The sequence below is a fragment of the Paraburkholderia sp. J8-2 genome, from assembly GCF_905220195.1.
GTDB lineage: Bacteria > Pseudomonadota > Gammaproteobacteria > Burkholderiales > Burkholderiaceae > Paraburkholderia.
The window spans coordinates 449,814-475,199 of sequence record NZ_CAJMZA010000003.1; the positions used below are offsets into that span (position 1 = coordinate 449,814).

The 25,386-nt window shown below is 65.0% G+C and carries 25 protein-coding genes; 14 read left to right on the forward strand and 11 right to left on the reverse strand.

Going from position 1 to position 25,386, the window contains the following annotated elements; translation table 11 throughout:
- Positions 1-13 precede the first annotated feature (13 nt).
- The 3 genes from U5A52_RS10820 to U5A52_RS10830 are packed head-to-tail and all read right to left on the reverse strand — an operon-like array spanning position 14 to position 2,742.
- Positions 14-763: a glucose 1-dehydrogenase gene (locus U5A52_RS10820; protein WP_321934743.1), complete on the reverse strand. Its 750-nt coding sequence runs from the start codon at positions 761-763 to the stop codon at positions 14-16.
- A gap of 59 nt (positions 764-822) precedes the next feature.
- Positions 823-1,941 carry an alkene reductase gene (locus tag U5A52_RS10825; RefSeq protein ID WP_321934744.1) on the reverse strand — a complete coding sequence of 373 codons (1,119 nt, stop codon included), beginning with the start codon at positions 1,939-1,941 and terminating at the stop codon, positions 823-825.
- A gap of 54 nt (positions 1,942-1,995) precedes the next feature.
- The gene (locus tag U5A52_RS10830) at positions 1,996-2,742 is read right to left on the reverse strand and encodes a glucose 1-dehydrogenase (protein ID WP_321934745.1); all 747 of its coding nucleotides are present in this window, start codon (positions 2,740-2,742) and stop codon (positions 1,996-1,998) included.
- A gap of 205 nt (positions 2,743-2,947) precedes the next feature.
- Between U5A52_RS10830 and U5A52_RS10835 the strand changes: the two genes are divergently transcribed.
- Both U5A52_RS10835 and U5A52_RS10840 read left to right on the forward strand, forming a co-directional pair.
- Complete coding sequence (locus U5A52_RS10835; RefSeq protein WP_321911952.1) at positions 2,948-3,829, forward strand: LysR family transcriptional regulator; 882 nt, start codon at positions 2,948-2,950, stop codon at positions 3,827-3,829.
- A gap of 220 nt (positions 3,830-4,049) precedes the next feature.
- Complete coding sequence (locus U5A52_RS10840) at positions 4,050-5,039, forward strand: zinc-dependent alcohol dehydrogenase family protein (protein ID WP_321911950.1); 990 nt, start codon at positions 4,050-4,052, stop codon at positions 5,037-5,039.
- Between the two features lie 33 nt (positions 5,040-5,072).
- Here the strand turns inward: U5A52_RS10840 and U5A52_RS10845 are convergent, their stop codons facing one another.
- Complete coding sequence (locus U5A52_RS10845; protein WP_321934746.1) at positions 5,073-5,807, reverse strand: metallophosphoesterase family protein; 735 nt, start codon at positions 5,805-5,807, stop codon at positions 5,073-5,075.
- An 87-nt stretch (positions 5,808-5,894) separates the two neighbouring features.
- Between U5A52_RS10845 and U5A52_RS10850 the strand changes: the two genes are divergently transcribed.
- Positions 5,895-6,080, forward strand: a complete 186-nt coding sequence (locus tag U5A52_RS10850; RefSeq protein WP_415764301.1) for an SDR family oxidoreductase — start codon at positions 5,895-5,897, stop codon at positions 6,078-6,080.
- Positions 6,081-6,140: 60 nt separating this feature from the next.
- Here the strand turns inward: U5A52_RS10850 and U5A52_RS10855 are convergent, their stop codons facing one another.
- From U5A52_RS10855 to U5A52_RS10865, 3 genes are all read right to left on the reverse strand, one after another.
- Positions 6,141-6,455, reverse strand: coding sequence for a high-potential iron-sulfur protein (locus U5A52_RS10855; protein WP_321934747.1), 315 nt, complete (start codon positions 6,453-6,455; stop codon positions 6,141-6,143).
- Between the two features lie 19 nt (positions 6,456-6,474).
- Complete coding sequence (locus U5A52_RS10860) at positions 6,475-7,695, reverse strand: c-type cytochrome (RefSeq protein ID WP_321934748.1); 1,221 nt, start codon at positions 7,693-7,695, stop codon at positions 6,475-6,477.
- 89 nt (positions 7,696-7,784) lie between these two features.
- Positions 7,785-9,512 (reverse strand): methanol/ethanol family PQQ-dependent dehydrogenase, encoded by a 1,728-nt coding sequence (locus U5A52_RS10865; protein ID WP_321934749.1) that lies wholly within the window; start codon positions 9,510-9,512, stop codon positions 7,785-7,787.
- A gap of 438 nt (positions 9,513-9,950) precedes the next feature.
- On the opposite strand from U5A52_RS10865, the gene U5A52_RS10870 reads away from it, so the two are divergent.
- The 10 genes from U5A52_RS10870 to U5A52_RS10915 all read left to right on the forward strand — a co-directional run bounded on the left by U5A52_RS10870 (position 9,951) and on the right by U5A52_RS10915 (position 19,859).
- Positions 9,951-12,278 carry a TonB-dependent receptor gene (locus tag U5A52_RS10870; protein WP_321934750.1) on the forward strand — a complete coding sequence of 776 codons (2,328 nt, stop codon included), beginning with the start codon at positions 9,951-9,953 and terminating at the stop codon, positions 12,276-12,278.
- Between the two features lie 277 nt (positions 12,279-12,555).
- Positions 12,556-14,544, forward strand: coding sequence for a sigma-54-dependent Fis family transcriptional regulator (locus U5A52_RS10875; protein WP_321934751.1), 1,989 nt, complete (start codon positions 12,556-12,558; stop codon positions 14,542-14,544).
- Between the two features lie 227 nt (positions 14,545-14,771).
- On the forward strand, positions 14,772-14,846 hold the full coding sequence (gene pqqA / locus U5A52_RS10880; protein ID WP_006410019.1) for a pyrroloquinoline quinone precursor peptide PqqA: 75 nt from the start codon (positions 14,772-14,774) through the stop codon (positions 14,844-14,846).
- 66 nt (positions 14,847-14,912) lie between these two features.
- On the forward strand, positions 14,913-15,836 hold the full coding sequence (pqqB, locus tag U5A52_RS10885) for a pyrroloquinoline quinone biosynthesis protein PqqB (protein WP_321934752.1): 924 nt from the start codon (positions 14,913-14,915) through the stop codon (positions 15,834-15,836).
- A gap of 2 nt (positions 15,837-15,838) precedes the next feature.
- Positions 15,839-16,558 carry a pyrroloquinoline-quinone synthase PqqC gene (gene pqqC, locus U5A52_RS10890; RefSeq protein ID WP_321934753.1) on the forward strand — a complete coding sequence of 240 codons (720 nt, stop codon included), beginning with the start codon at positions 15,839-15,841 and terminating at the stop codon, positions 16,556-16,558.
- On the forward strand, positions 16,555-16,842 hold the full coding sequence (gene pqqD / locus U5A52_RS10895) for a pyrroloquinoline quinone biosynthesis peptide chaperone PqqD (RefSeq protein ID WP_321934754.1): 288 nt from the start codon (positions 16,555-16,557) through the stop codon (positions 16,840-16,842). The genes pqqC and pqqD overlap by 4 nt, the downstream gene beginning before the upstream one ends.
- Before the next feature lies 1 nt (position 16,843).
- A complete protein-coding gene (pqqE, locus tag U5A52_RS10900; RefSeq protein WP_321934755.1) occupies positions 16,844-17,962 on the forward strand; it encodes a pyrroloquinoline quinone biosynthesis protein PqqE in 1,119 nt (372 codons plus the stop codon).
- 418 nt (positions 17,963-18,380) lie between these two features.
- Positions 18,381-18,731 (forward strand): TonB family protein, encoded by a 351-nt coding sequence (locus U5A52_RS10905; protein ID WP_321934756.1) that lies wholly within the window; start codon positions 18,381-18,383, stop codon positions 18,729-18,731.
- 13 nt (positions 18,732-18,744) lie between these two features.
- The gene (locus U5A52_RS10910; protein ID WP_321934757.1) at positions 18,745-19,437 is read left to right on the forward strand and encodes a MotA/TolQ/ExbB proton channel family protein; all 693 of its coding nucleotides are present in this window, start codon (positions 18,745-18,747) and stop codon (positions 19,435-19,437) included.
- The gene (locus tag U5A52_RS10915) at positions 19,434-19,859 is read left to right on the forward strand and encodes a biopolymer transporter ExbD (RefSeq protein ID WP_321934758.1); all 426 of its coding nucleotides are present in this window, start codon (positions 19,434-19,436) and stop codon (positions 19,857-19,859) included. The genes U5A52_RS10910 and U5A52_RS10915 overlap by 4 nt, the downstream gene beginning before the upstream one ends.
- Before the next feature lie 14 nt (positions 19,860-19,873).
- Here the strand turns inward: U5A52_RS10915 and U5A52_RS10920 are convergent, their stop codons facing one another.
- Together U5A52_RS10920 and U5A52_RS10925 are read right to left on the reverse strand one after the other, a co-directional pair.
- Positions 19,874-20,404: a cytochrome b gene (locus U5A52_RS10920; protein WP_321911921.1), complete on the reverse strand. Its 531-nt coding sequence runs from the start codon at positions 20,402-20,404 to the stop codon at positions 19,874-19,876.
- 92 nt (positions 20,405-20,496) lie between these two features.
- A complete protein-coding gene (locus U5A52_RS10925; protein ID WP_321911919.1) occupies positions 20,497-21,714 on the reverse strand; it encodes an FAD-dependent monooxygenase in 1,218 nt (405 codons plus the stop codon).
- 138 nt (positions 21,715-21,852) lie between these two features.
- Here U5A52_RS10925 and U5A52_RS10930 point away from each other — a divergent pair, with 138 nt between their 5' ends.
- Entirely contained in the window at positions 21,853-22,776 is a 924-nt protein-coding gene (locus U5A52_RS10930) for a LysR family transcriptional regulator (protein ID WP_321934759.1), read from the forward strand.
- 31 nt (positions 22,777-22,807) lie between these two features.
- Here the strand turns inward: U5A52_RS10930 and U5A52_RS10935 are convergent, their stop codons facing one another.
- Positions 22,808-23,647, reverse strand: a complete 840-nt coding sequence (locus U5A52_RS10935) for an ROK family protein (RefSeq protein WP_321934760.1) — start codon at positions 23,645-23,647, stop codon at positions 22,808-22,810.
- Positions 23,648-23,669: 22 nt separating this feature from the next.
- A complete protein-coding gene (gene zwf, locus U5A52_RS10940) occupies positions 23,670-25,292 on the reverse strand; it encodes a glucose-6-phosphate dehydrogenase (protein WP_321934761.1) in 1,623 nt (540 codons plus the stop codon).
- Between the last annotated feature and the right edge of the window lie 94 nt (positions 25,293-25,386).

The window sequence follows — 25,386 nt, forward strand, 5'->3', positions numbered from 1 at the left end:
GGCGCAATGAAAATCACGCCGCGGTCCGGCCGCCGTTCACGCGCAGGATTTCGCCCGTCATGAAGCTGGCCTCGTCGGAGCCGACAAAGCGGATCGCGTCGGCAATCTCCTCGGGGTTGCCCGCGCGCTTGAGCGGCACGCCCGCGAGCGCGGCCGCTTTGCGCGCCGGGTCGGGCATGAAGCGGTCGAGCATGGCGGTCTGCACGGGGCCGGGCGCCACGGCGTTCACGCGCACGCCGAACGGCGCCGCTTCGAGTGCAGCCGACTTTGTGAGGCCCTCCACCGCATGCTTGCTCGCCACGTACAGCGCCGCATTGGGCGCGCCACGCGAGCCCATGGTCGACGAAACGTTGACGATGCTGCCGCCGCCCTGCGCCGTCATGGCGCGCAGTTCGTGTTTCATTGCGAGCAGCGTGCCGAGCACGTTCGCATCGAACACGGCCGCGTAGCGCTCAGGCGTTTGCTCGGTGACGGGACCCGCCTCGCCTTCCACGCCCGCTGAGTTGACCGCAATATCGATGCGCCCGAAACGTTCGATCGTGCGCTCGACCAGCGCGCGCACGTCATCTTCCTTGCTGATGTCGGCATGGACGTATTCGGCTTGCGCACCGAGTTCGCGAAGTTCCTCCGCCAGTGCGCGGCCAGGCTCGTCGCGGCGGCCGGCAACGACTACGCTTGCCTTGTCGCGCGCGTAAGCGAGAGCGGTGGCGCGGCCGATACCGCTCAACGCGCCGGTAATCAAAACGACAGGTTGGGTGCTCATGGTAGTGCTCCAGTGAATGTATGCGGGTAAGGCGGGGGTTCTGCGAGTGCTCAGCGAATTCAGTCAGCTGCGGTGTGCGCTTCTTCGTACGTCCCGAAGTCGCTGTAGTCGCGTTCGGTGCCGCCCCAGAACGCATCACGGCGGTACGGCGTGAGCGGGTGGCCGTGGCGAAGGCGTTCAGGCAGGTCGGGATTCGAGGAAAACCAGCGGCCGAAAGCCACGAGGTCGGCGTCGCCGCGTTGCAGGATCTGTTCGGCGCCTGCCCGGTCGAAGCCGCCCGCGGCGATGATCGGGCCGGAAAAGTGCCGGCGCAGGAACGCCGAAGCCACGGGCGCTTCTCCTTCCACCAGCGTTTCGGTACCCATGACGCGCGGCTCGATCACGTGCAGGTAGGCTAGCCCATATGCGTCGAGACGGTCGGCAAAGTAGCCAAACGTGGCTTGCGGATCGCTGTCCGTTATCGCGCCCCAGCGGCCGCTCGGCGACACGCGCACGCCTACGCGGTCAGCGCCCCACACGGAGGCGAACGCATCGACCACCTCCAGCGAGAAGCGGGCGCGCTTTTCGACGGTGCCGCCGTAGGCGTCGCTGCGCTTGTTGGTGCCGTCCTGGAGGAAGGTGTCGGCGAGATAGCCGTTCGCGTTGTGCAGTTCGACGCCGTCGAACCCGGCTTCTTTCGCGCGCACGGCGGCGCGGCGGAACGACTCGACCAACGCGGGAATTTCGGCGAGCGCAAGCGCGCGGTGCGGCGAGTTCGGCACCCAGCCGTTCTGGGTGAGCACCGTGGTCTCGTACGGGACCACGGAAGGCGCGACCGGCGCGTTGCCCCAGCTCAGGTCCACGTGCGACTGGCGGCCGTCGTGGGCGATCTGCATGAAGATGCTGCCGCCTTCGGCATGCACGGCTCGCGTGATTCTCCGCCAGGCTTCGACGTGCGCATCGGTATAGATGCCAGGCGCGCCGATATAGCCGCGGCTGTCGTAGGATGGATGCGCGCTTTCCGTGATCAGCAAGCCGCCCGCCGAGGCGCGCTGGCGGTAGTAGTCCACCATCATCGCGCTCGGGGTGTGGTCGGGTTCGGCGCGTAGGCGCGTCATCGGCGCCAGTACGACGCGGTGATCGAGTTCCACCGGGCCCACTTTCGCAGGTGAGAACAGTTTGAGGTTGTTCGCATTCATTTTGGATGCCTTATTGTTTCGTGTTGTTGGGTGCGCTCAAGTTCGAGCGACGTCTCAAAGCTTCGATCCGCCGTCCACGCGCAGCGTGTCGCCGGTGATCCAGCGGGCCGCGTCGGAGGCGAGGAACGTGACGGCTTCGGCAATGTCCTCCGGCTGCGCGATGCGCTTGAACGCTTGCATACCCAGCGCCGTCGCGCGGCCCGCTTCGGTTTTCGTGAAGGTCGACATGTCGGTGGCCACCACGCCCGGCGCGACGGCGTTCACGCGGATGCCGCGCGGCCCGAGCGCCGAAGCGAAGTGGGCGACGAGCGTATCCACCGCGCCCTTGCTCGCCGCATAGGCGGAAATCGCGCCAACGGCCGCGCGCGCGGCGAGCGAGGAAAGCAGCACGATGCTGCTGCCCTTGCACATGGTGGGCAGGAGTTGCTGAACCAGAAAGTACGGCGCGCGCACGTTCACGGCGAACAGGTCGTCGAACTCTTCGACAGTCGTGCCTTCGAGCGGCGCCGACTTCGAGATGCCGGCGTTGGCAACGAGAATATCGAGCCGGTCGCCGACGATTGCCCGCACGCGCTTGGCCAGTTGATGCGGACCGTCGGCGTCGCGCAGGTTCGCGCCCACCTTCTGGGCCTTGCCGCCCGCTGCGCGAATTTCGGCGACGACTGCGTCGGCGGCATCCTCGGCGCTGCCGTAGTGCACGAGCACCTGCGCGCCTGCGCTGGCGAGCGAGAGTGCGATGGCGCGGCCGATGCCGCGCGAGGCGCCCGTAACGAGCGCGGTCTTGCCGGTGAGCTGAGACATGGCGTATTTCCTGATCGACGGTTGAAGCCATACCCGCGAGCGATGGCTTTCGGGCGGCCGAGACTGTGAGCGCGCGGCGAGTCTTGCTCGATGCCCGCCGTGCGTGCAGCCATGTGCGGAACTCTAGAGGGTGCTTGCGCGGCGGAAAAAGACTTTGTAGGCTTGCCGGCATACCTGCGAGGCATGGGCCAGACTGGAGAGAGCGATGGAACTGCGGCATCTGCGGTACTTCGTGGCCGTGGCCGAAACCGGCAGCCTGACCGTGGCCGCGGAGCAGCGGTTATTCACGTCGCAGCCGTCGCTGAGCCGGCAGATTCGCGATCTGGAGGACCAGGTCGGCGTGGCGCTGTTCATCCGCAGCGCGCGGGGCGTGGAGCTAACCGCCGCTGGCAAGGCCTTTCTCGACCATGCACGGCTCGCGCTGGCGCAGGTGGACGCTGCTGCCGAGGCTGCGCGCCGCGCGGCGCTGCCCGAGCGCAAGGTGTTCGCGCTGGGCTTCCTCACAGGCCAGGAAATGACCTGGCTGCCGCGCGCGATGAGCGTGCTGCGCGACGAGTTGCCCAATATCGACGTGACCGTCTCGAGTTACTACTCGCCGGACGTCGCCGACGCGCTCGCGCGCGGCAAGCTCGATCTTGGCTTTCTGCGCGCGGAGCCCGGCTACGACCTCGAATACCGCGTGGTGAACCGCGAGCGGCTCGTCGTGCTGATGCCGAGCGATCACCCGCTCACGGCGAAATCCGCCATCTGTGCGCAGGACATTGCGGGCGAGCCGTTCGTCATGGCGTCCAACAAGGCGCGTGTGCTGCACGAGGTGATCGTGGGCTATCTGCAGGCGCAGGGCGTGGAGGTGGCCACCGAGCACCGCGTGGACAACCTTGCCATGGCCATGTCGCTCGTGGCTTCCACGCGCGGCCTGGCGCTCATGCCGGAGTATGCAAACAACCTGCTGCCATGGTCTGTTGTGAGCCGTCCGCTGGAGGGCGAGGCGCCGACGGTCGACCTCGTGGTGGGGTACAGTCGCGCCAACGCTTCGCCCACGTTGCGGCTATTTCTTTCACGGCTCGACGAACTCATCCTTCCTTGATCCACAGGCCGCGCAAGCCGCCACGGCACGCGTGAGCCTCCCTGCCATGCCCGCAAGGCATGCCCCCCTTCCCAGAAAGTCTTTTTACTTTGCGTCGCGGCTCGCTAAATTGTCGATCACACGGCGACGAAAAGCGCCCCGTTCATCAGTCGAACTCGCAGGCCGCAGCGGCCTTGTGAGACGTTCATTGCTCCATCATCTATCGAAGCAGGAGTTGATCATGTCACGGACTATCAGGTTTGCAGAAGCAGGCGGCCCGGAAGTGCTGCAATTCGTGGACGAATCGGTGCGCGCCCCCGGCCCTGGCGAGGTTCGCATCACGGTGAAGGCCATCGGCCTGAATCGCGCGGAATCGATGTGGCGAAACGATCAGTACATCGAACCTGTGCGCTTTCCGGCAGGGCTCGGGTACGAAGCGGCCGGCATGGTCGACGCCGTGGGCGAAGGCGTAGTGGGCTTCGCATCGGGAGACAAGGTCAATGTGATCCCGTCGTTCTCGATGAATCAGTATCACACGTACGGAGAAAGCATCGTCGTGCCGGACTATGCGGTCGTCAGGCATCCTGAATCGCTTTCGTTCGCGCAGGCCGCGTCGGTATGGATGATGTATGTCACCGCCTACGGCGCGCTGATCGAAGACGCGAAGGTGGGCGCGGGCGACTATGTTGTCGTGCCTGCTGCGTCGAGCAGTGTCGGACTCGCGGCGATCCAGATGGCCAACTACGCGGGCGCGACTTCGATTGCGCTCACACGCAGCGCGAGCAAGAAACAGCAATTGCTCGATGCGGGCGCGGCGCACGTGGTCGTGACCGACGAGACGGACCTGGTTGACGAGATTATGCGCATCACCGGCGGAAAAGGGGCGCGCGTCGCGTTCGATCCGGTTGGTGGTCCGAACTTCGCGAAGCTCATCTCGGCGCTGTCATTTCAAGGGATCGCGTATCTCTACGGCGCGCTCGATGAACGCGCCACGACGCTACCCGTGCTGGAGATGATCGCGAAGGTCATTAGCGTGAAGGCCCACAACATCTGGCTCACGAGCGGCGACGCCGAGCGCCGCAAGGCCGCGGTGGAATACGTGCTCAAGGGACTTGAGAGCGGCGCGCTCAAGCCCGTGATCGACCGTACCTTTACGTTCGAAGACATGGTGGATGCGCACCGCTACCTCGAAACCAACGGGCAGTTCGGCAAGATCGTGGTGACGGTGTAGCACGCCGATACGCGGCGCTGCGCACGGGCGCTATCAGCAATAGCCGGTGCGCAGCGCCGTTTCCCAGTCGGGTCGTCCATTGGCGGCAGCGAGTTCGGCGGCCGCGTGCCAGTCGTATTCCACGGCGCGAAACTCCACCTCCCAGCCGCGCGGGCTTCTCGTGACGCTCGCGTAGCGGGCATGCGGCGTACCCGTTTCCATGCGATGCGGGAAGGGGTGTCTGTCCTCGTACGCGGGTAGGCCCACGCTGCCCGGGTTCACGATGAAGCGGCCGTCCGCGAGTTGCATCGAGCGGGCGAGGTGCGTATGGCCACACAGAATCAACGTTGCCTCGACTTCGGCTGCGCGGCGTCTGACTTCGCCATGCGTTGCGGTTCGGCATCCGTCTGCCGTGACGGTTTCGAGGAAATAGGAGAGGTCGTCCTGCGGTGTGCCGTGCACGAGCAGCACGTCGCTTTCGAGCCATAGCGTGGCAGGTAATGCGCCGACCCACGCCAGGTGTGCTTCACTAAGCGCCTCGCGCGCGAAACGGTCCGAAGGCCCCATGCGCGTGCAATCCGGGTCGAGCAACTGTCTTTCATGGTTGCCGCGAATCGTGGGCAAGCCAAGCTGCATCAACCGGTCCGCCGTTTGCGATGGATAAAGTGGGCCAGAAAGAATATCGCCAAGATTGACGATGACATCTGCCCGTTGCCGCTCGATATCGTCGAGCACCGCTTCGAGAGCGGGCAGATTGCCGTGAATGTCGGAAAGCGCCGCGATTTTCATGGTGCGAACGGAGGCTGGCCGCGAAAGTCGTGAATTGGGCGATTCTGGACGATTCGTTGGCCGGTGTCCACGGCCGATTGTCGTTAAATTCAGACGGGCCCCACGGTCACGGACATGACCGCCGGGCACATCGAGGCAATCAAGCCGCCCATTGCGCTCAAGCGCGCGGCGGACCCGGACGAGATCGCCGGACTCGTTGCGTGGCTTGCGCGCAAGGAGCCCGGCTACATGACGGGATCGACCTTCACGATCGATGGCGGCATGACGCTGTGAGGGCACGTAGCGGGCACACTCAAGGCGCACTCAGGCGCACTCAGGCGCACTCAGGCGCACTCAGGCGCGCTGGGCGTAGACGTTGCACCAGCCATCGGCGGCAACCGCCTTGCCGGGGAACATCGGGCACGCGCCTGCGGCATCGCCCGCCGCGCCCGCATAGAAGCGACAACTCGCGCAGCGCTGGCCCGCAGCGTACTTCGGGAACTTGCCGGCGTCGACGCTGCTGGCCTTCGCGCGATAGCCTAGCGACTTCGCGGTGGTGTCGTTCTCGTCGACGAGTGCCGGTGCGGCGAGTGCGCGCCCGGCCGTCGCGAGCGCTGCGCAAAGACCGGCGGCGTGAAGGATGAAGAGTCTGCGATTACGGGTGATCATGCTAGTTTCCTGAGTGGGGTTAGTGGCGCGGGCCGGCGTTGAGCGGGGTGGTCGACGATTGCGCGGTTTCGGAGGTGAGCTTCGTGTTGCCTGCGTCGTAGCCGTTCGTGTAGAGCAGGTAGGCCATCAAATCTGCGTATTCCTGATCGGTCATCTTGCCCGGGCGGTCGGCTGGCATGTTGGTCGACATGTACTGGTAAATGCCGCCTATCGTCAGATGCGAATTCGCCGTCGGGGCGAAGGCCGGGCCGCTCAGCGCGGGCGCGGTAATGCCTTCGAGTTGCGCGCCGTGACACTTTGCACAGGATTCCGAATAAATATGTTGGCCGTGCTCGACCTGCTCGTGGTCGAATTCGGGCGCGTTGCCGCCAGTGGTTGCCGAGACCTTGATGAAAGCGCCAGCCGTGTGCATGGCGGCACGCCGATACGACGCCTTCGTGCCGTCGAGCGAGGCCGCATTCGAATGCGCCTCGCTAGCAGCGCCTTCCGGCAGTGTCCAGCCGCGCGTGAGTGCGGCGAGGCGGCCGTCGCCGTTCATGCGCGCGAGCGCATCGTCTATGCGTGTTTGCAGCGCTCGCATGCCGGAGCCCGATGCGAACACGAGATGCCAGTCGGCGTACGGCGAGGCTGTCGCCGCAACCGCGAATTGCTGCTGCGGATGCGCATGCTCGTAAGCCACGACTGCCGGATACCAGACGATTGCGCGCTGTGCGCGTCCTTTTGCGACCGCATCGACCGTCAGTTCGGAGGTATTTTCCAGGTCGAAGCGCGCGTTCTTCTGCTGCACGGCGATGAGCTGCGACGGGCTGGACCAGGTCGCGGCGACCGTCTCCTTGCTGTCGGCAGCCGCCGCTGCGGCGGGCGGGTGGCGTAACGTGACGCTCACATAGCCCGAGCGCAGATAGCCTTGCGAAAAGATCATCTGCGAGCCCGATGCGTCGGCGACGCTCGAGCGCGGGAAACCGGCAACGAGGTCGCAGTCGCGGCCCAGCGCGCTGGCTAGCTCATGTGCCGAGATGCCGTCGTCGCCGCCGTCGTCGTCGATGCCGCGCGTGACGAACGTTGCGGTCACGCCGGCGGTTTTCAGCACGGCGCGCGCGACGGCCTGGTCGAGCGCAGCGGTGGGGCTGCCCGGCAGCGTGCAAACACGCACAGCGTTCGCCGCCGCATGCGCGCCGGTGTGCGCGCCGCCTGCCGCGAGCGCGGCGGCCACGGCGAGATAGGTGATCCGGATGTTCATGATCGTGCGTTCCAGTGAAGTCGGGGCCGCACGCACGCGCGGGTGGCTTGCGCGTGCGGCGAAAAGCGGGAGCGTAGTTCCGCGTCGGGTCAGCCGCGCTCGAGTGCGAACACGTAGAGCGTGCCGCCGCGCGGGACATCTTTCGCCACATCGGCCATCGGGCCGCCCCAGATCGGATTGGCGCCGCCGTAGCCGGCGAGCACGGCTACGTATTCCTTGCCGTCGACTTCGAACACGGAAGGCTGCGCAATGATGCCGCTCGCAAGTTGCGGGCTTTCCCAGAGCACCTTGCCGGTGGCGACGTCGAACGCGTAGAGATGGCCGTCGAGCGAGCCGCTGAACGCGAGACCGCTCGCCGTCGTCGCCACGCCGCCGTTCCAGGGCATCTTGCTCCAGTGGCCCCAGAGCTTCTTGCCGGTGTTCACGTCGATGGCCTGCAACTCGCCATAACCTTCACTGCCCGGTTCGGGCTTGATTTCGAAGCCTTCGCCGAGATAGGGCAAGCCTTCCATGTAGCTCACGGATTTGCCCGAGAGGCTCATGCACGCATGCAGCGCGGGCACCACGGCAATGTGCCGATCCGGATCGTAGGACACCGACCACCAGTTCTTGCCGCCCAGAAAGCTCGGGCAAGTGTCGATGGTCGTGCCGGCTTTCGGATACTTCGACGGGTCCTGTACCGGCCTGCCTTCGTCCGTGTAGCCTGTTACCGAGGTCGCCTTGACGAACGGCTCCGCGTAGATCAGCTTGCCCGTTTGCCGGTCGATTGCGTGGAAGAAGCCGTTGCGGTCTGCGTGAATGATGGCGTCGTAATCCTTGCCCTTGTACTGGATGTTCGCGAGGATCGGCGTATTGACGCCGTCATAGTCCCACGTGTCGTTGCTCGTGTACTGGTAATGCCATTTGAGCTTGCCGTTCTTCGGGTCGAGCGCGAGAAGCGAATCGGAGTACAGATTATCGCCGGGGCGCAGCGCGGCGAGCCACGGGCCGGGGTTGCCCACGCCCCAGTAGAGCGTGCGGCTCGCGGCGTCGTAGGTGCCGGTGAGCCACGCGGCGCCGCCGCCGTGCGCCTGCATGCCGTCGGGCCAGGTCTCCGAGCCTTTTTCGCCGGAGTCCGGAATGGTGTAGCGCTTCCACACGATCGCGCCGTCGTCGGGGTTCAACGCAGCGATGTAGCCGCGTATGCCGTACTCGCCGCCCGAGGTGCCTACGACAATCGAGCCGTCGAGTGCGAGCGGCGCGAGCGAGAACGCGTAGCCAAGGCCCGGTTCGAACATCTGCTTTTTCCAGACCACATTGCCGGTCTTCGCGTCGAGCGCGGCGATTTCGCCGCTTAGCATGGCGATATAGACGTTCTTCCCGTAGAGCGCCACGCCGCGGTTCACCACGTCGCAGCACGCCGTCTTGAACGATTCGGCGCCCAGCTTCGGCTCGTATTTCCAGAGTTGCGTGCCTGTCTTCGCGTCGAATGCGTAGACGTTATCTTTCGGCGTGCTGACGAATAGATAGTCGCCATTGATGATCGGCGTCGCCTCGAAGCCCTGCTTCAACTCGGCGGGAAACTGGTAGCTCCACGCCTGTTTTAACTCGCCGACGTTCGACGCGTCGATTTGCTTGAGCGGCGAATGCGACTGGCCGTTGTAGCTGCGGTAGTACGTGAGCCAGCCTGGATCGCTTTGCGCGCGGGTCAGGCGGTCATAGGTCACGGGCGGATAGTCCGAGGCGGCGTCCACTGGGCCCGCGTTCAGGGACATCGCCGCCGCGATGGCCATTGCGCAGGTCGCAAGCCGGCTTGCCGCAGCCGAGCGTCTATTCATCTTCGTCTCCTGAATATTTGTCGATGCACGGCCGGGAAGCGGTCAGGCTGGATGAGCGAGGGATGAGGCCGGTCCGGGTGCGCAGCCGTTCTTGCAAGTCGTATGCCATTCGCCGCGAAGCGTTGCGCACAAGGCGATCCAGCCCGTTGACCGGCGCGCCGGCGAGGTGCCCCGCATGGGGCCGATGTGTTGCATTCCGGTACAGGCCGAGGCGAAAAGTGTTGGCGAACGTGACAGTGGGGCATTCGCGGCAGCGGGCGCTGCACGGTAGCGCGCGTGCCGAGGCACAAGCGCAGCACGGAGAAGGCTGCCTGCAACCGGGCTGGCACGTTCCTGGCTAGATTCCGGCAAAGAGGAGACGGTTGTGTGCGCATCGGTCTGTACCCGGCGCTTCGGCGTTGAGCGGGTCTGAGCGCAGAAAACAGATGGAGACGAAAGTTGATCCCAGAGAAGGTGGCGGGCGTGAGCCGAGGCAGCGCGAGGCGCACGTATGCGGCGCTTGGGTTGAGCGTCGCACTCGGTACGCCTGGGCTTGCCGGCGCGCAAGCGCAGAACGCAGGGAATATAAGCGCGGATGAAAACGCGGCGAGCGCAACGTCGAGCCCGACCCTGCTGCCCGCGGTCGTGGTGGTCGGCACAACGCCGCTGCTCGGCATCGGCACGCCGCTCGCAAAGGTGCCGGCCAATGTGCAGACCGTGAGTGCGCAGGACATCGCGGTACAGCACCGCGAAACGCTGACCGACTTTCTCGCCGCGAATCTGCCAGGTGTGAGCGTGACCGATGCCCAGGGCAATCCCTTCCAGATGAACCTGACCTATCGCGGCTTCACGGCTTCGCCGGTGCTCGGCACCCCTCAGGGATTGTCGGTGTTCGTCGACGGCGTGCGCGTGAACGAGCCGTTTGGCGACGTCGTGAACTGGGACCTGATACCGACCGGCGCGATCGACAAGATCCAGCTCATTCCAGGCTCGAATCCTGTCTACGGTCTGAACACGCTGGGTGGAGCGATAGCGATTACGACGAAGAACGGGCGCACGAGTCCCGGCGGCGACATCGACTTCTCGGGCGGCTCATGGGGGCGCAAGAGCGCGCAGTTCGAGCAGGGCGGCACGCTCGGGCAGCACATCGACTACTACGCGAACGCGAATGTAACGAACGACAATGGCTGGGCCGAGCATAATGCGAGCCGCGTGCGCCAGGCATTCGGCAAGTTGCGTTACACCGATGACGATACGACGCTGTCGATTTCGGGCGGCGGCGCGGACAACCAGTTGTACGGCAGCCAGACCATTCCGCGCTCGTTTCTCGACAACCCGAGGCAGGCCTATACATTTCCGGACCTGAACCGCAACAGCGTGGGCTACCTCACGCTCTCGGGCGAGCACTTCTTCAACGACAATGTGGAGTTGAGCGGCAATGCCTACTATCGGCATCTGCGCAACGAAAACGTGAGCAGCAACAACAACACCGACTACGGCTCGATCGACCAGGACGGAAACGTCGACACGCTGGAGGGCACGAACGTCGACTCCGTTGTCACGACCGACAGCTTCGGCGCGAGCCTGCAGCTCACGCTGCTCGGCAAGCTGGGCGGCATGGGAAGCCAGCTCGTTGCCGGCGTAGCGGCGGATTTCGCGAACTCGCATTACGTCTCGTCTTCGCAGGACGCCTCTTTCACCCCCGACCGCGCGACAGTCGGCATCGGCAATTTCGTTCAGCAAACCGATGCGAAAACGCGCAACGCGAACTATGGCGTCTATCTGAATGAGACGCTCACGTTCACGCCGCAATGGACGCTCACGCTTTCAGGACGCTACGACTGGGCGAGCGCGCGCATTGCCGACGAAAGCGGCGTGCAACCGCTGCTCGACGGTTACCACACGTTCTCGCGCTTCAATCCGGCCGTGGGGCTCAACTGGAATCCGCTGCCCACCGTTACCTTCTACGCGACCTATAACGAAGGCATGCGCGCACCCACCGCAATCGAGCTTGCGTGCGCGGACCCCGCCGCGCCGTGCTCGTTGCCGAACGACTTCGTGGCCGATCCGGCGCTGCAGCCCGTGGTCTCGAAGACGTTCGAGGCAGGTGCGCGCGGTCGTATCGGTGCGCAGACCACGTGGAGCGCCGCCGCATTCAGCACCACGCTTTCCAACGACATCGAGTTCGTGAGCGCAGCAGGCAGCACGCAGGGCTATTTTCAGAACGTCGGCAAAACCCGCCGCCAGGGTGTCGAACTGGCGGGGCACACGACGTTCGGCCCCGTTGGCATTGGACTGAACTACAGCTATGTGGATGCGACCTACCGCTCGACATGGACCGAGCAAAGCCCCGCGAACTCGTCGGCGGATGCGAACGGCGTCGTGACGGTGCGGCCTGGCGACCATGTGCCAGGCATTCCGGCGCATGCCGTCAAGCTGCGGCTCGACTACGCGGCCACGGCACAATGGAACATCGGCACCAACATCACGTGGCGCAGCGGCGTGTATGCGCAAGGCGACGAAAACAATCAGGATTCCAATGGAAAAATCGCGGGTTATCTGCTCGTGGATCTCGACACGCGCTATCGCGTCACGAAACGGCTGGAGATCTACGCGAGCGTGACGAACCTGTTCGACAAGCGCTACGCGAGCTTCGGCGTGCTGGGTCAGAACTTCTTCAACGGCTCCGGCCACACGTTCGATGGCGCGAACCCCGTGAACGAGCAATTCGTCGGACCAGGCGCACCGCGCGGTTTTTGGGTGGGCCTTCATTACGCCTGGGATTGAACGCCGCGACTGATGCGCGCATCGGGGTGAGTCCGCATTCCTCCACGCGGACCATTTGCGGTAATACACAGGATGGCGAATCGCTGCGCCACGCGTTTTGATCGACGCAGGCAGCTTTGCATACGGTTCGCTTACACAGCGTGTTGCGCGTCGCGTGCGCGTTCGGCGCAAACCGGCCAGCTCGATTCGATGGCCGGATGGCCCGGAGCTTGCTAATAGAGGACACCGAGAAATACTGAAGTGTCCGGCAAGGTACCGGCCAATCGTGGAGGAGAGTATGCGCGACGACGTTCATATGGCCGCGGGGCAAGCGGTCCCGGTGTGCAATGGCTGGCCCGCGCCATCGATTCAGAAGGCGCACGAACGATCGGAGACATTCGGTCTGCGCGCAACGGCGAGACCCGATTACGACGTGCTTTCAGGCGCGGGGCTCGAGTTGAAGCGCGAGCAGAACCGCGTGCTGTGCATGCACGCCACGCCCGTGATGGAAACGCTGCACGAGCAGATCGTCAACACGCAAAGCATGATCGTGCTGACCAATGCAGAAGGCCTGATCCTGCATTCGATCGGCGACGACGATTTTCTCCAGCGCGCCGAGAAGGTCGCGCTGCGGCCCGGCGCCAACTGGGCCGAGGACCGCCAGGGCACCAACGCAATCGGCACCGCGCTCGCCGAGCGCTGTGCCATGGTCGTGCATGGCGATCAGCATTACCTCGCGGCGAACCGTTTCCTCACCTGCTCGAGCGTGCCGATCTTCGACCCGTACGGCGACGTGATCGGCGTGCTCGACGTAACGGGTGACCATCGCAGCTATCACCAGCACACCATGGCGCTTGCACGCATGTCCGTGCAGATGATTGAGAATCACTTATTTGCGACGACTTTTCAGGAGACGCTGCAGGTCTCGTTTCATGGCCGCCCGGAATTTCTCGGCACGCTCATGGAGGGCATCATCGCGTTCACGAGCGACGGGCGTTTTCTTTCGGCCAACCGCAGCGCGCAGTTTCAGCTCGGACTCTCGCTCGCCGCACTGCGGGCCCATACGTTGTCGTCGCTGTTCCAGACCACGAGCGCGCAACTGATCGACCGGATGCGCTCGGGCCTGGAGCCGCACCTCATGCTCAATCTGGTCAACGGGGCGGTGGTTTGCGCGCGCGTGCAGTTCAGGCGCGCAACGCTGGCCGAAGGCGCCCGGCCTGTCGTGGTGCACGACGCGCTTTCGCAGCCATCTGCCTGCGCGATGGTGCAGCCGCCTTCCATGGGGCTCTCGCGCCTGAGCTACCTCGACACGGGCGACCCGCAGGTGGCGCTCGTGATCGCGAAGGTGCGCAAGGTGATCGGCAAGGACATTCCGGTTCTCGTCACCGGCGAAACCGGCACGGGCAAGGAGTTGCTCGCGCAGGCCATTCACAACGACTCGCCTCGCCGCGACCGGCCGTTCGTGGCCGTGAATTGTGCGTCGATTCCGGAATCGCTGATCGAATCGGAGCTGTTCGGCTACGAGGAGGGCGCGTTTACCGGCGCGCGGCGCAAGGGCTCGGCGGGCAAGCTGTTGCAGGCGAATGGCGGCACGCTGTTTCTCGACGAGATCGGCGACATGCCGTACCCACTGCAAGTGCGCCTCTTGCGCGTGCTGCAGGAGCGCATGGTCAATCCGCTCGGCTCGACGAAGACCATACCCGTCGATGTCGCGATCATTTGCGCCACGCACCGCGATTTGCGCGAGATGATCGCGCAGAACCGCTTTCGCGAGGACCTGTATTACCGGCTTAATGGCCTCGTGGTCCGCTTGCCGCCGCTGCGCGACCGCACGGATCTCGCGGTCGTGATCCAGAAGCTCCTGCACCGCGAATCGCACGGACGTACGAACCGGCTGCCGCTCAGCGTCGCGCCGGACGTAATGGCGCTGTTCGAGCGCTGTGCGTGGCCGGGCAACTTCCGGCAACTCGGCAACCTGCTGCGCACGGCCGCCGCCATGGTCGACGACGACGGCCAGATTCGCCGCGAGCATCTGCCCGATGACTTCTTCGACGATTTGCGCTGCCGCGGCGAGCCGCACGCTTTGGCCGCGGCGCCCGCGTTTGCGGACGTTTCGGTGCTGGAGGACGCACGCCTAGAAGACGTGACGGCTTCGACCATTGCGGCCACGCTGGCGCGCCATGGCGGCAACGTTTCGGCTGCGGCGCGGGCGTTGGGCGTGTCGCGCAACACCATCTATCGCAAGATGCCTTGCGCCGATCCAGGCCGCGGGTCGGGCGACGCCTGAAGCGCCATTCGCGGCGCGCCGCCAGGTCACTGCCTTTCTCGTCCTCTGTCCCACGGGTGTTGCATCCTGTAGCACCCGTGTTCCGAAACGCAACACCCTTCGCCACGCGTGCAGCATTGGCTGCATCGGACGAGCGCTGGCTCGCACCGGCATGTCCCTTGCTTTGAAGAGACTGGCCGCACATTCGATGCGGTATTGCGACTCAATCTCAAACAAGGAGACATGTCATGCAGTGGACGACCCCCGCTTATACCGACCTGCGTTTCGGCTTCGAAATCACGATGTATATCGCCAACCGCTGAGCGCACGGCAGTGTGCCGTCCGCTCAGCCGTGAAGGCCGAGTGGGCGGCACGCAGCGAGAACGATCATGAAGATCAGAATACTGGGTTCAGGCGCGGGCGGCGGCCTGCCGCAATGGAACTGCAACTGCGCGAACTGCCGCCGTGCGAGGCAATCTGGTGCAGACCTGCTGCCGCGCACGCAGTCGTCGATTACGGTGAGCGGCAACGGCGTGGACTGGGTGCTCGTCAACGCGTCGCCGGATCTGCTCGCGCAGTTGCGCGCGCATCCCGACCTGCAACCCGCGCGCGCAATGCGCGATAGCGCGATCGCGGCCGTTGTGTTGACCGACGCGCAGATCGACCATGTCACGGGCCTGCTGATGCTGCGTGAACGCACGTCGCCGTTGCCACTCTATGCGTGTGCGCCCGTGCTCGACGATCTGTCGAGCGGCTTGCCGCTCGTGCCGCTGCTTGGGCATTACTGCGGCGTAGAGGCGCATACGGTCGCGCCAGGCGAGCCGTTCACCATTGCTGCTTGCGCCGGGCTACGCTTTACCGCGATGCCCGTGGAGAGCAAACCGCCGCCTTATTCGCCTCGCCGCGAGGCATCCGCGCCGGGGGATAACGTGGCCCTCCTGATCGAGGACATCGAAGCGGGCACGCGGGCGTTCTACGCGCCGGGTCTCGCACAGGTGAATACCGATGTACTCGGCACCATGCGCCGCGCCGACCTTGTGCTCGTAGACGGCACGTTTTGGACCACCACCGAGATGATCGACCTCGGTTTCTCGACGAAATACGCTGCGGACATGGGTCATCTCGCGCAGCGCGGCGCCGGCGGCCGGCCTGGCATGATCGACTGGCTCGACACCTTACCGCGCGCCACGCGCAAAGTGCTTACGCATATCAACAACACGAACCCGATTCTCGACCCGCATTCCGTCGAACACGCGCAACTGCGTGCACACGGTATCGACGTGGCCCACGACGGCATGCAATTTGAGGTATGACGATGAACGCACCTGTCATGTTACCGGACACGCGCGAAATACCATGGACTACGAATGAATTCGAAGCGCGCCTGCGTGCACTCGAATCACGCTATCACATTCATCATCCATTCAACCGCATGCTCAACGGCGGGCGCTGCTCTCCCGCGCAAATTCGCGGGTGGGTCGCGAACCGCTTTTATTACCAGATCAACATTCCGCTCAAGGACGCGGCGATCCTTTCGAACTGCGGCGACCGCGCAACGCGTCGCCGCTGGATCCAGCGTCTCATCGACCACGACGGGCAAGGCGAGAACGAAGGCGGCATTGAAGCCTGGGTGCGCTTGGGCGAAGCCGTTGGCGTCGATCGCGAAACGATGTGGTCGCAACGGCTTGTGTTGCCAGGCGTGCGCTTCGCAGTCGACGCGTATGTGAATTTCGCGCGGCGCGCGCCATGGCAGGAAGCGGTGTGCTCGTCGCTCACGGAGATGTTCGCGCCGCAAATTCACCTCGACCGGCTCGCGGGCTGGCCGTCGCATTACCCGTGGATCGAGCCGCAAGGCCTTCAGTATTTCCGCAGCCGCGTGCCGCTCGCGCAACGCGATGTCGAACACGGGCTCGAAGTGACGCTGAGCCATTTCCGCTCGGCCGCCGAACAGCAGCGTGCCGTCGGGATCCTGCAGTTCAAGCTCGATATTCTCTGGTCGATCCTCGATGCGGTCGAAAAGGCATGGCCCCTATGAACCCGATAATGCCCGATGCAGGCAGCGGCGTGCCGCTGCGCCCGCGTTTGCGCGGCATGTACCGCTTGCAATGGGAGGCGGCCCAGGACGCGTATGTGCTGCTCTATCCCGAAGGGATGGTGCAGCTCAATTCGAGCGCGGGTGAAATACTCGCGCGTTGTGACGGCGCGCACGAACTCGACGAGATCATTGGCGAGCTGGAGCGCCTGTTCAGCACCTCCGAGCTGGCGCCGGACGTCTATCGCTTTCTCGATCACGCGCGGCTGCGCGGCTGGCTCGACTGACATGACGACCGATACCGCTCTCCTGCCCAAGCCGCTCTGGCTGCTCGCCGAGTTGACCTATCGCTGCCCGTTGCATTGCGCGTTCTGCTACAACCCGGTGGACTTCGCGCGGCATGGCGAAGAACTCGACACCGAAGCATGGCGCGCGACCATCAGCGCCGCGCGCGAACTGGGCGCGGCACAAATTGGCTTTTCCGGCGGCGAGCCGCTGTTGCGCGACGATCTGGAAACGCTCGTCGGGCATGCACGGCAGCTTGGCTTCTATACGAACCTGATTACGTCCGGCATCGGCCTGAACGTCGAGCGCATCGAACGGCTCAAGGCGGCCGGGCTCGATCATATTCAGGTGTCGATGCAGGATTCCACGCGCGAACTCAACGACTTTCTGACGAACACGCGCACGTTCGAACTCAAGCGCAACGTCGCGCGGCTCGTGAAGGCGCATGGCTATCCCATGGTGCTCAACTGCGTGCTGCATCGTTTCAACCTGCCGCACATTGCACAGATCATCGACATGGCGCTCGAACTGGGCGCCGACTATCTGGAACTTGCGAACACGCAGTACTACGGCTGGGCCATGCTGAACCGCGATCAACTGATGCCCACCGCCGAGCAGCTTCGCGAAGCCGAGGAGACCGTGAACCGGTATCGCGATCGCGTTGGCGAGCGGTGTCGCATTCTGTTCGTTGTGCCCGACTACTTCGAGCAACGGCCCAAAGCATGCATGAGCGGCTGGGGGAGCGTGTTTCTCGGCGTGGCGCCAGACGGCGCAGCCTTGCCTTGTCACGCGGCGCGTTCGCTGCCGGGCCTCGTATTGCCGAACGTGCGCGACGTGCCTCTGCGAAAGATATGGTACGAGAGCGAAGCGTTCAACGCGTTTCGTGGCGACGGCTGGATGCGCGAGCCCTGCCGCAGTTGCGACGAGCGTCACGCCGATCATGGCGGCTGCCGCTGTCAGGCTTACATGCTGACTGGCGATGCCGCCGCGGCCGACCCGGTGTGTGCGAAGTCGCCGCATCACGAGCGCATCGTGCGAGCCGTGCAAATCGCAAGACGGCCAACGCGCGACGACGAGCGGCCAATCGTGTTCCGCAGCAAGCAGAACTCGCTCGCGCTTTGAGTGGAGAATCGACATGACGTCGGTCGTTGCACGCTTCGATCGTGGCGAGAGTATGGCGTTCGCCCACCCGACGTTTGGGCGGCGCGCCGCGATCGCGGGCGTGGTCGCGGCTGTGCTTGCGCTGCATGCCGTGCTGATTGCGATAGTGCGGTGGGAGGCGCCGGTGTCACATGACGTGCGGGCGCGCATGAGGGTCGTAGACGCGGTGCTGATCGCGCCGATGCCGTCGTTGCCGCAAAAGAGCGAAGCGCCTGCGCCAACGCCATTCCCGAGCCCGTCAATTCATGAAGCAATCCGAAATGTCGCTGTGCCACCTGCTCGAACGCGTGTAGCGACGCGAGTGCATGCGCAAGACGTCAGCCGCACGACGCCAGCGCCAGCGGTACGACCGGAGATACACACCGCACCCGAAGCCGCGATGCCAACGGATCGTATAGCCGCGCCGCAACCGCAACCCACGCCGGCCGCCCAGGCGCCCGTCGCCGACGCGCCCCGCCACGTCGCCCACCTCGATTGCGCGCTCACGAAACCCGACTATCCCGCGCAGTCCTTGCGCCGAGCAGAGGCGGGGACCGCCGTCATCGAACTCGATACCGCTGCGGACGGCCACGTAGTCGCCGCGCGCATAGCGACGACCAGCGGCTTCGCGAGGCTTGACGAAGCGGCGCGCGCCGCGGCGCTCGCGAGCCGCTGCCAGCCGTATGTGGAGGACGGCAAACCGGCGCCGGCACGCGCCGACGTGCCGTTTGCGTTCACCCTCAGCGAATGAAACGGAGGACCTCATGCCAACTTATGGAATCACGCACCTGTGGGCTCAGGGCGATCCGATGACGCGCTTCGTCGCGGCGCTGCTCGCGGCGATGTCGGTCGTGTCATGGTCGGTGATCGTACTGAAGGCGTTCGAGTTCGCGCGTCTGCGCCGCCACGCAGGCGCCGCGCAAAGAAGCTTCTGGGAAAGCGGCTCGGCCGGCGATGAGATCGAGGGCCGCCCCGGCACGCCGTTCTTCGAGTTGGCTAGCGCGGGCCAGCGCGCGCTGGCGCATCACGAGGCGAGCGGCGCCACACACCGGGGGCGCGTCGACTTGAGCGACTGGCTGCTGCGCAGTCTCAGGGCTTCCGTGAGCGACAGTTCCGCGCGTCTTCAGCGCGGACTCGGTCTGCTTGCATCGATTGGCAGCACGGCGCCGTTTGTCGGCCTGCTGGGCACGGTGTGGGGCATCTACCATGCGCTGCTGGCCCTCGGCGCGAATGGCGACGCCAGTCTCGAACATGTCGCGGGGCCCGTTGGCGAGGCGCTCGTCATGACGGCGTTCGGTCTGTGCGTGGCGATTCCGGCCGTGCTTGGCTATCACACGCTCGCGCGTGTGTCGCGCGATATCGCCGCGCAGCTCAACCGCTTCGCTTACGGCTTGCACGCGCTGTTGCTCACGGGTAGCGCGCCCATGCCGACGGCAACATTGAAGGAGCGGGTATGAACGACGACCGCGACCTGGACGACGAAGCGCTGCCAGGGGCTGACATCAACATGACGCCGCTGATCGACGTGATGCTCGTGCTGCTCGTCATCTTCATGGTGACATTGCCGGTTCTGCACCATGCCACGAAGCTGGCTTTGCCGCACGCGAGCAGTCAGCGCGAGAATCTGGCCGCGCCGCACGTCGATATCGTCGTGGATGCGCTCGGCCACATGAGCTGGAACGCGCAGCCAGTCGAGGAGTCAGGGCTGTCTGCGCGGCTCGCTGCCGCGGCGCGGCTCACGCCGCAGCCGGAAATCCGGCTCTCGGCCGATCGCGCCACGCCGTATGAGCGAGTCGCGAAGCTGCTCTCGGCCGTAAGCGCCGCAGGACTCGCGAAGGTTGGCTTCGTGACCGAGCCGGATGCGCCGCGGCATCACTGAACGGCCAATCAGGGCTAAAGCTTCATGCGCTGCAGCACGCGATCGTTGAGCACGAAACGATGGAAGAGCGCCGCGGCCACATGCAGGCAGATGAGCCCGAACAGCACCCATGCGAGCACGCTGTGAACGTCGCCCATGGCGTGCCCGAACGACGAACCCGCAGTGGAGAGCGCAGGCAGGGGGATGGCGCCGAACAGCGTGACTTCCCACGCGCGCGACGACGCGTTGATCCAACCGAGCACGGGCACCGCAATCAGCAGGGCGTAAAGGCCGAGATGGGTGAGGGCCGCCACGGCGCGCATGAACGGCGTCTGGTCGTCGGGCGGCGGACGATGGGTCGCGCGCCAGACCAGACGGCAGGCCATCGCGGCAAGGAGCGCCGTGCCGACGCCCAGATGCCACGCGATCTCGCCAACGGGGCGCGTGTCGCGGTGCACGTCGGGCATGGTCCAGCCGATCACGAACTGCGCCGCCACGAGTGCGACGACGAGCCAGTGCAAGAGACGCGCGACGAGGTCGTAGCGCGAGTCGGCGGTGAGTTGCATGGGCGCTCCTTGGGCGGAAATGGTCAGTTTAAACCGGCGATTCTAGTGCGCCGAGATTAACGGATCATTAACTGCGCAGCTTGCGCACCGCCTCAAAGCCAGGTGCCGCCCTGCCGGTCGTTCGGCTCCTGCGCCAGCGCGTCGAAATCATGGATCCAGTCCAGATGATTCAGCACGCCTGCACGCGAGCCGAGCCGGGCGTTGCGCGCCTCGGCGGCGGGACCATCGGGCAGATGCAGCACGTCCGCCGTGGTGATCGAAGCGTACTGCACCTTGCGCGTGCGGCCCCGGCGCAGGCGCTCGTAGGCCTCCTGCGCCTCGCGCCAGTTGCCGGGCCCCGCCTTCGCCAACTGGTCGGCCAGTACCACGGCGTCTTCGATCGACTGGTTCGCGCCCTGGCCGTGGTGCGGCACGAGCGCATGCGCGGCGTCGCCGATCAGCGTGATGCGGCCCTTGCTCCAGCGGCCAAGCGGCGGACGGTGAAAGAGGCCCCAGCGCTGGCTGATCGGCACGGCGGTGATCATCTGCACGACGGCGGGGTGCCAGTCCTTGAAAAGGCGCAGTTGCTCGCCTTCCTCGGCGGGCATGACCCACTCGCGCGACGGCCACGGCGAAGGGTGGCGCTCCACGAGCAGGAAGTTCTGATCGCCTTTGTCGCCAATCGGATAGTGCAGCAGATGGCCGCCCGGCCCGACCCAGAACTGGATGGTCTCGGGATCGGGCAGCAGGTCCATGCGACCGGCCGGCACCACGCCGCGAAAGCCCGAGCAGCCCGAATACAGCGCATCGTCGTAGCCCAGCATCCAGCGCCGCGTGATCGAGCGCGCGCCATCGGCGCCGATCACGAGATCGGCGTCCACGCGCTCACCGTTCGCGAACGTCAGGCTCACGCGATCGGCATGCTGCGCGAGATCGACGAGCCGATGGCTGAGCTTGATGTGCTCGAGCCCGACCGCACTCGACAGCACCGCCTGCAGGTCGGCGCGATGCACGCCCCAGTACGAGCCGCCGAATTGCCCGCGATAGTCGGGCGCGCCGCGATGGTGGCCGATCACATCGCCGCTGCGTCCGTCGCGATACACGAGTCCCGGCACTTCCGCGCATACTTTTTCGAAGGCCGGGCGCAGGCCCATGCGCTCGTAAAAGCGCGTGGCGTTGGCCGAGAGCGCGACGGCCGCGCCGACTTCGCGCAGTTCGTCGGTCTGCTCGAAAAGTTGTGCGTCGATGCCGTGCTCGCGCAGCGCGAGCGCAAGCGTGAGGCCGCCAATGCCGGCGCCGACAATCGCAATCTTCAGATCACGCTGTTTCATGACTGTGTCTCCGATATTCAGATTTATGGGGTCGGCTAGCGCGGCTTCTTCACGTGCACACCGTGTCCGTATTCTCAGCAGCGGCAACTCATTGCACAATAAAATGGAGTGAATCTGCTTCATCACTGGATTGAATGAATGGAACTCGGCGATATCGACCTCAACCTGCTGCTGCTCTTTCACCGGCTCATGCGCGAGCGGCGCGTGGCGAGCGTGGCCGAGCAGATGAACATGAGCCAGCCCGGCGTGAGCAACGCGCTCGCGAAGCTGCGCCGCCTGCTGGGCGATCCGCTCTTCGTGCGCGGGCCGGGCGGCGTGGTGCCCACGCCGTTCGCGCTGCGTCTTGCGGACCCGGTCGCGCAGGCGCTCGCCACGCTGCATGGCGCGCTCAATCCCGTGACCGGCTTCGATCCGCTGCGCGCCACGCGCACCATGACGATCGGCATGACCGATATCGGCGAGGTCGTGTTTCTGCCTGCGCTGCTGGAGCGCCTCTCGCGTGCGGCGCCGGGCGTCGCGCTCAATACCGTGCGCAATACCGGCGTCAATCTCAGCGACGAAATGGCTGAAGGCCGCGTCGATCTCGCCATTGGCTTGCTGCCGCAGCTCAAGGGCGGCTTCTACCAGCGGCGCCTCTTCGATCAACGCTATGTGTGCCTTTTCAGGCGCGGGCATCCGCTGGAGAACGCGCCGCTCACGCTCGCGGCGTGGCGCGAGGCCGAGCATCTGGTGGTGGTCTCGGCCGGCACGGGGCACGGTCAGGTCGATGAATGGTTGAAACGGCGCGGCGTGAAGCGCCAGGTGCGGCTTTCCGTGCCGCACTTCATGAGCGTGGGCTATATCCTCGAACGCACCGACCTGATCGCCACGGTGCCGGAGCGGCTTGCGCTGCAACTCGCCAAGCCGTTTTCATTGAGCCTGAGCGCGCTGCCCATGAACCTGCCCGCGGCGCCCATTCATCTGCTCTGGCACGCGCGCGTGCAGCACGACGAAGGCAACCGCTGGCTGCGCGAACTCGTGATCGAACTCTTCGCCGATGGGGGCGGGCGCGCTCGCAAATGAAGCGGCGCGCGCCTGGCCCGGTGTGAGCGGGTTACCTGGCTTTGCCCGCGCGCTGTGTAGCCGCGGGCAGCGGCTGTGTTTCGCGCACCGAACGCGGGTGCCACAGCCGTGCGCCGCCCTCGATGCCGCGATCGTTCGGTACGGTCGCCACGTTTGGCGGCAATTCAAACGTGAGGCGAGCCGCGTTGCCGCCGCCTATCCAGAGCTTGTCGTAGTGCACGAGCGAGTCGAGAATGCCGATGATCTTCTCGACGCGCGCGTTCCAGCGCTTGTTGCCGGCCTTCTTGCGTGCGGCGTCGCCGATGTACTCGTCGTACGCGCGTTTCTTGCTGACCGGGTGATGCGCGAGTTCGAGGTGCGGCATCAATTCGCCGTCGCGGAACATGGCCGTGCCCACGCCGGTGCCGAGCGTCATCACGAATTCGAGGCCGTGCCCTTCGATGGCGGCAAGGCCCTGCATTTCCGCGTCGTTGATCATGCGCACCGAAGCGATGCCGAGCCGCTCGCCGAGCATCTGCGCGAGCGGCACGTCGTTCCAGTCATCGAGCCCGAGATGCGGCGCCGTAATCACATGATTGTTGCGCACGAAACCAGGAAAGCCGATCGAAACGCGCGTTGAGGGATAGTGCTTGATGAGCGGGTCGACGAGCGTCGCAAGCGTTTCGACCAGCAGGGCGGGCGGGCACGGATGCGGCGTCGCCACGCGCACGCGCTCCGTGCGCATGGTGCCGTTTGCGCCGACGATCGCGGCCTTCAGGCCCGTTCCGCCTATGTCGATGGCGAGAATATTTTCGATTTTCTGCGAGGCGCGTTTCGCGCTTGCCGTGCTTTTCACCGCGCCTTTCTTGACCGCTTTTTCGATTTTGGCCATACGTTCTCCTTGGTTTTCTGGTTCACTTCTTTTTCGTTTGTGGCTGCTCGAGCGCGCGCCATGCGCGGCCGTCGCGCGCGAGCAGCGCATCGGCTTGCGCCGGCCCCTCGCTGCCCGCCGCGTAGTCGTACACGGGGAGCGCGGCGTCGAGTTCCGGATGCAACACGCCGTCCACCGCCGACCATGCCGCTTCGATGGCGTCGGCGCGTTGAAAGAGCGTCTGGTCGCCGAGCATGCAATCGTAAAGCAGCGTTTCGTAGCCGACGTTGGCGCGCTCCGCGAAGAAGTCGTCGTAATCGAACGACGAATGCACCGGGCCGATCTGCACGACCGGCCCCGGCGTCTTCACGTTGAAGTCGAAGCTCGTGCCATGCGACGGATCGATACGCAGTGTCAGCACGTTGGGCGTGAGCGCATCGACCGGTGTGTCGCGAAAGAGCAGAAACGGCACGCTCTTTAGCTGCACGGAAATCTCCGTGCGTCGCGCGGCCAGCCGTTTGCCGGTACGCAGATAAAACGGCACGCCCGCCCAGCGCCAATTGTCGATCTGCACGCGCGCGGCCGCATAGGTTTCCGTGCGGCTGTCTTTCGCCACGTTCGGCTCGTCGCGGTAACCCACGCCCGCCGGGCCTTTTGCGTATTGTCCGAACACCACGTCGTCGGGCGCGAGCGGCTTGAGCGCTTCGAAGATCTCGGCTTTCTTGTTGCGCACCGCTTCGGCGTCGAACGAATTGGGCGGCTCCATGGCGACCATGCCGAGCAGCTGAAAGAGGTGATTGGGCACCATGTCGCGAAACGCGCCGGTCTGCTCGTAGAACTTGCCGCGGCCCTCCACGCCGATCACTTCCGAAGCCGTGATCTGCACGCTGTCGATGTACTCGCGCCGCCACACGGGCTCGAACATCGCATTGGCGAAACGTAGCGCGAGTATGCTCTGCACCGTGTCCTTGCCGAGGAAATGGTCGATGCGATAGACCTGCGATTCTTGCGCGAAATTCAGCACGTGCTGGTTGAGGTCGCGCGCCGAAGCGAGATTGGCACCGAAGGGCTTTTCGATCACGACGCGGCGGAACGCGCCGTTGCTGTCGTTGCCCTCGTCGAGCAAACCGGCCTTGCCGAGGCGCTCGATAATCGGCTTGAAGAAGCGCGCGCCCACCGCGAGATAGAACACGGCGTTGCCGTGAGACTTGCCGTTCAGTTGCTGCGCGAGCCGCTGATAGGCGCTGTCGTCCTCGAATTCTCCCGCCATATAGGTGAGGCGCTGCGCGACCCAGTCCCACGCCTTGTCGTCGAGCTTGCCGGCGTGGAAGGTGCTCGCCTTGTCGGCGGCGAATTTTTGCAGCGCGGCGTGCAGATCGTCGGACCACGCCTGGGTTTCGCGCTCGCCGTGATTCACGCCGATGATCCGCATGCCGTCGTCGAGCAGCCGGTCGACGGCGAGGTTGTAAAGCGCCGGCATCAACAGGCGCTGGGTCAGATCGCCGCCCGCGCCGAAGATCACGAGCGTGCAGGGCGGCGCAGGATGCTTGCCGGCAGGCGAGGCGGGGGCCACCGGTGCGCCCTGCGCATGCGCGGGCACTTTCGCGCTGGGAGCCGTGCGGGAAGGCTCGCTGGAAGGATCGGGTTGGGTCAGTTTCGTCGACATGATTTCGCTTCAATGGGCCGAAAGGATCACAGCAAGCAAATCCGGTACCTCGACTGACCGAGTGTGCGCGCATTCGGTTCAATCTGCTATTGAA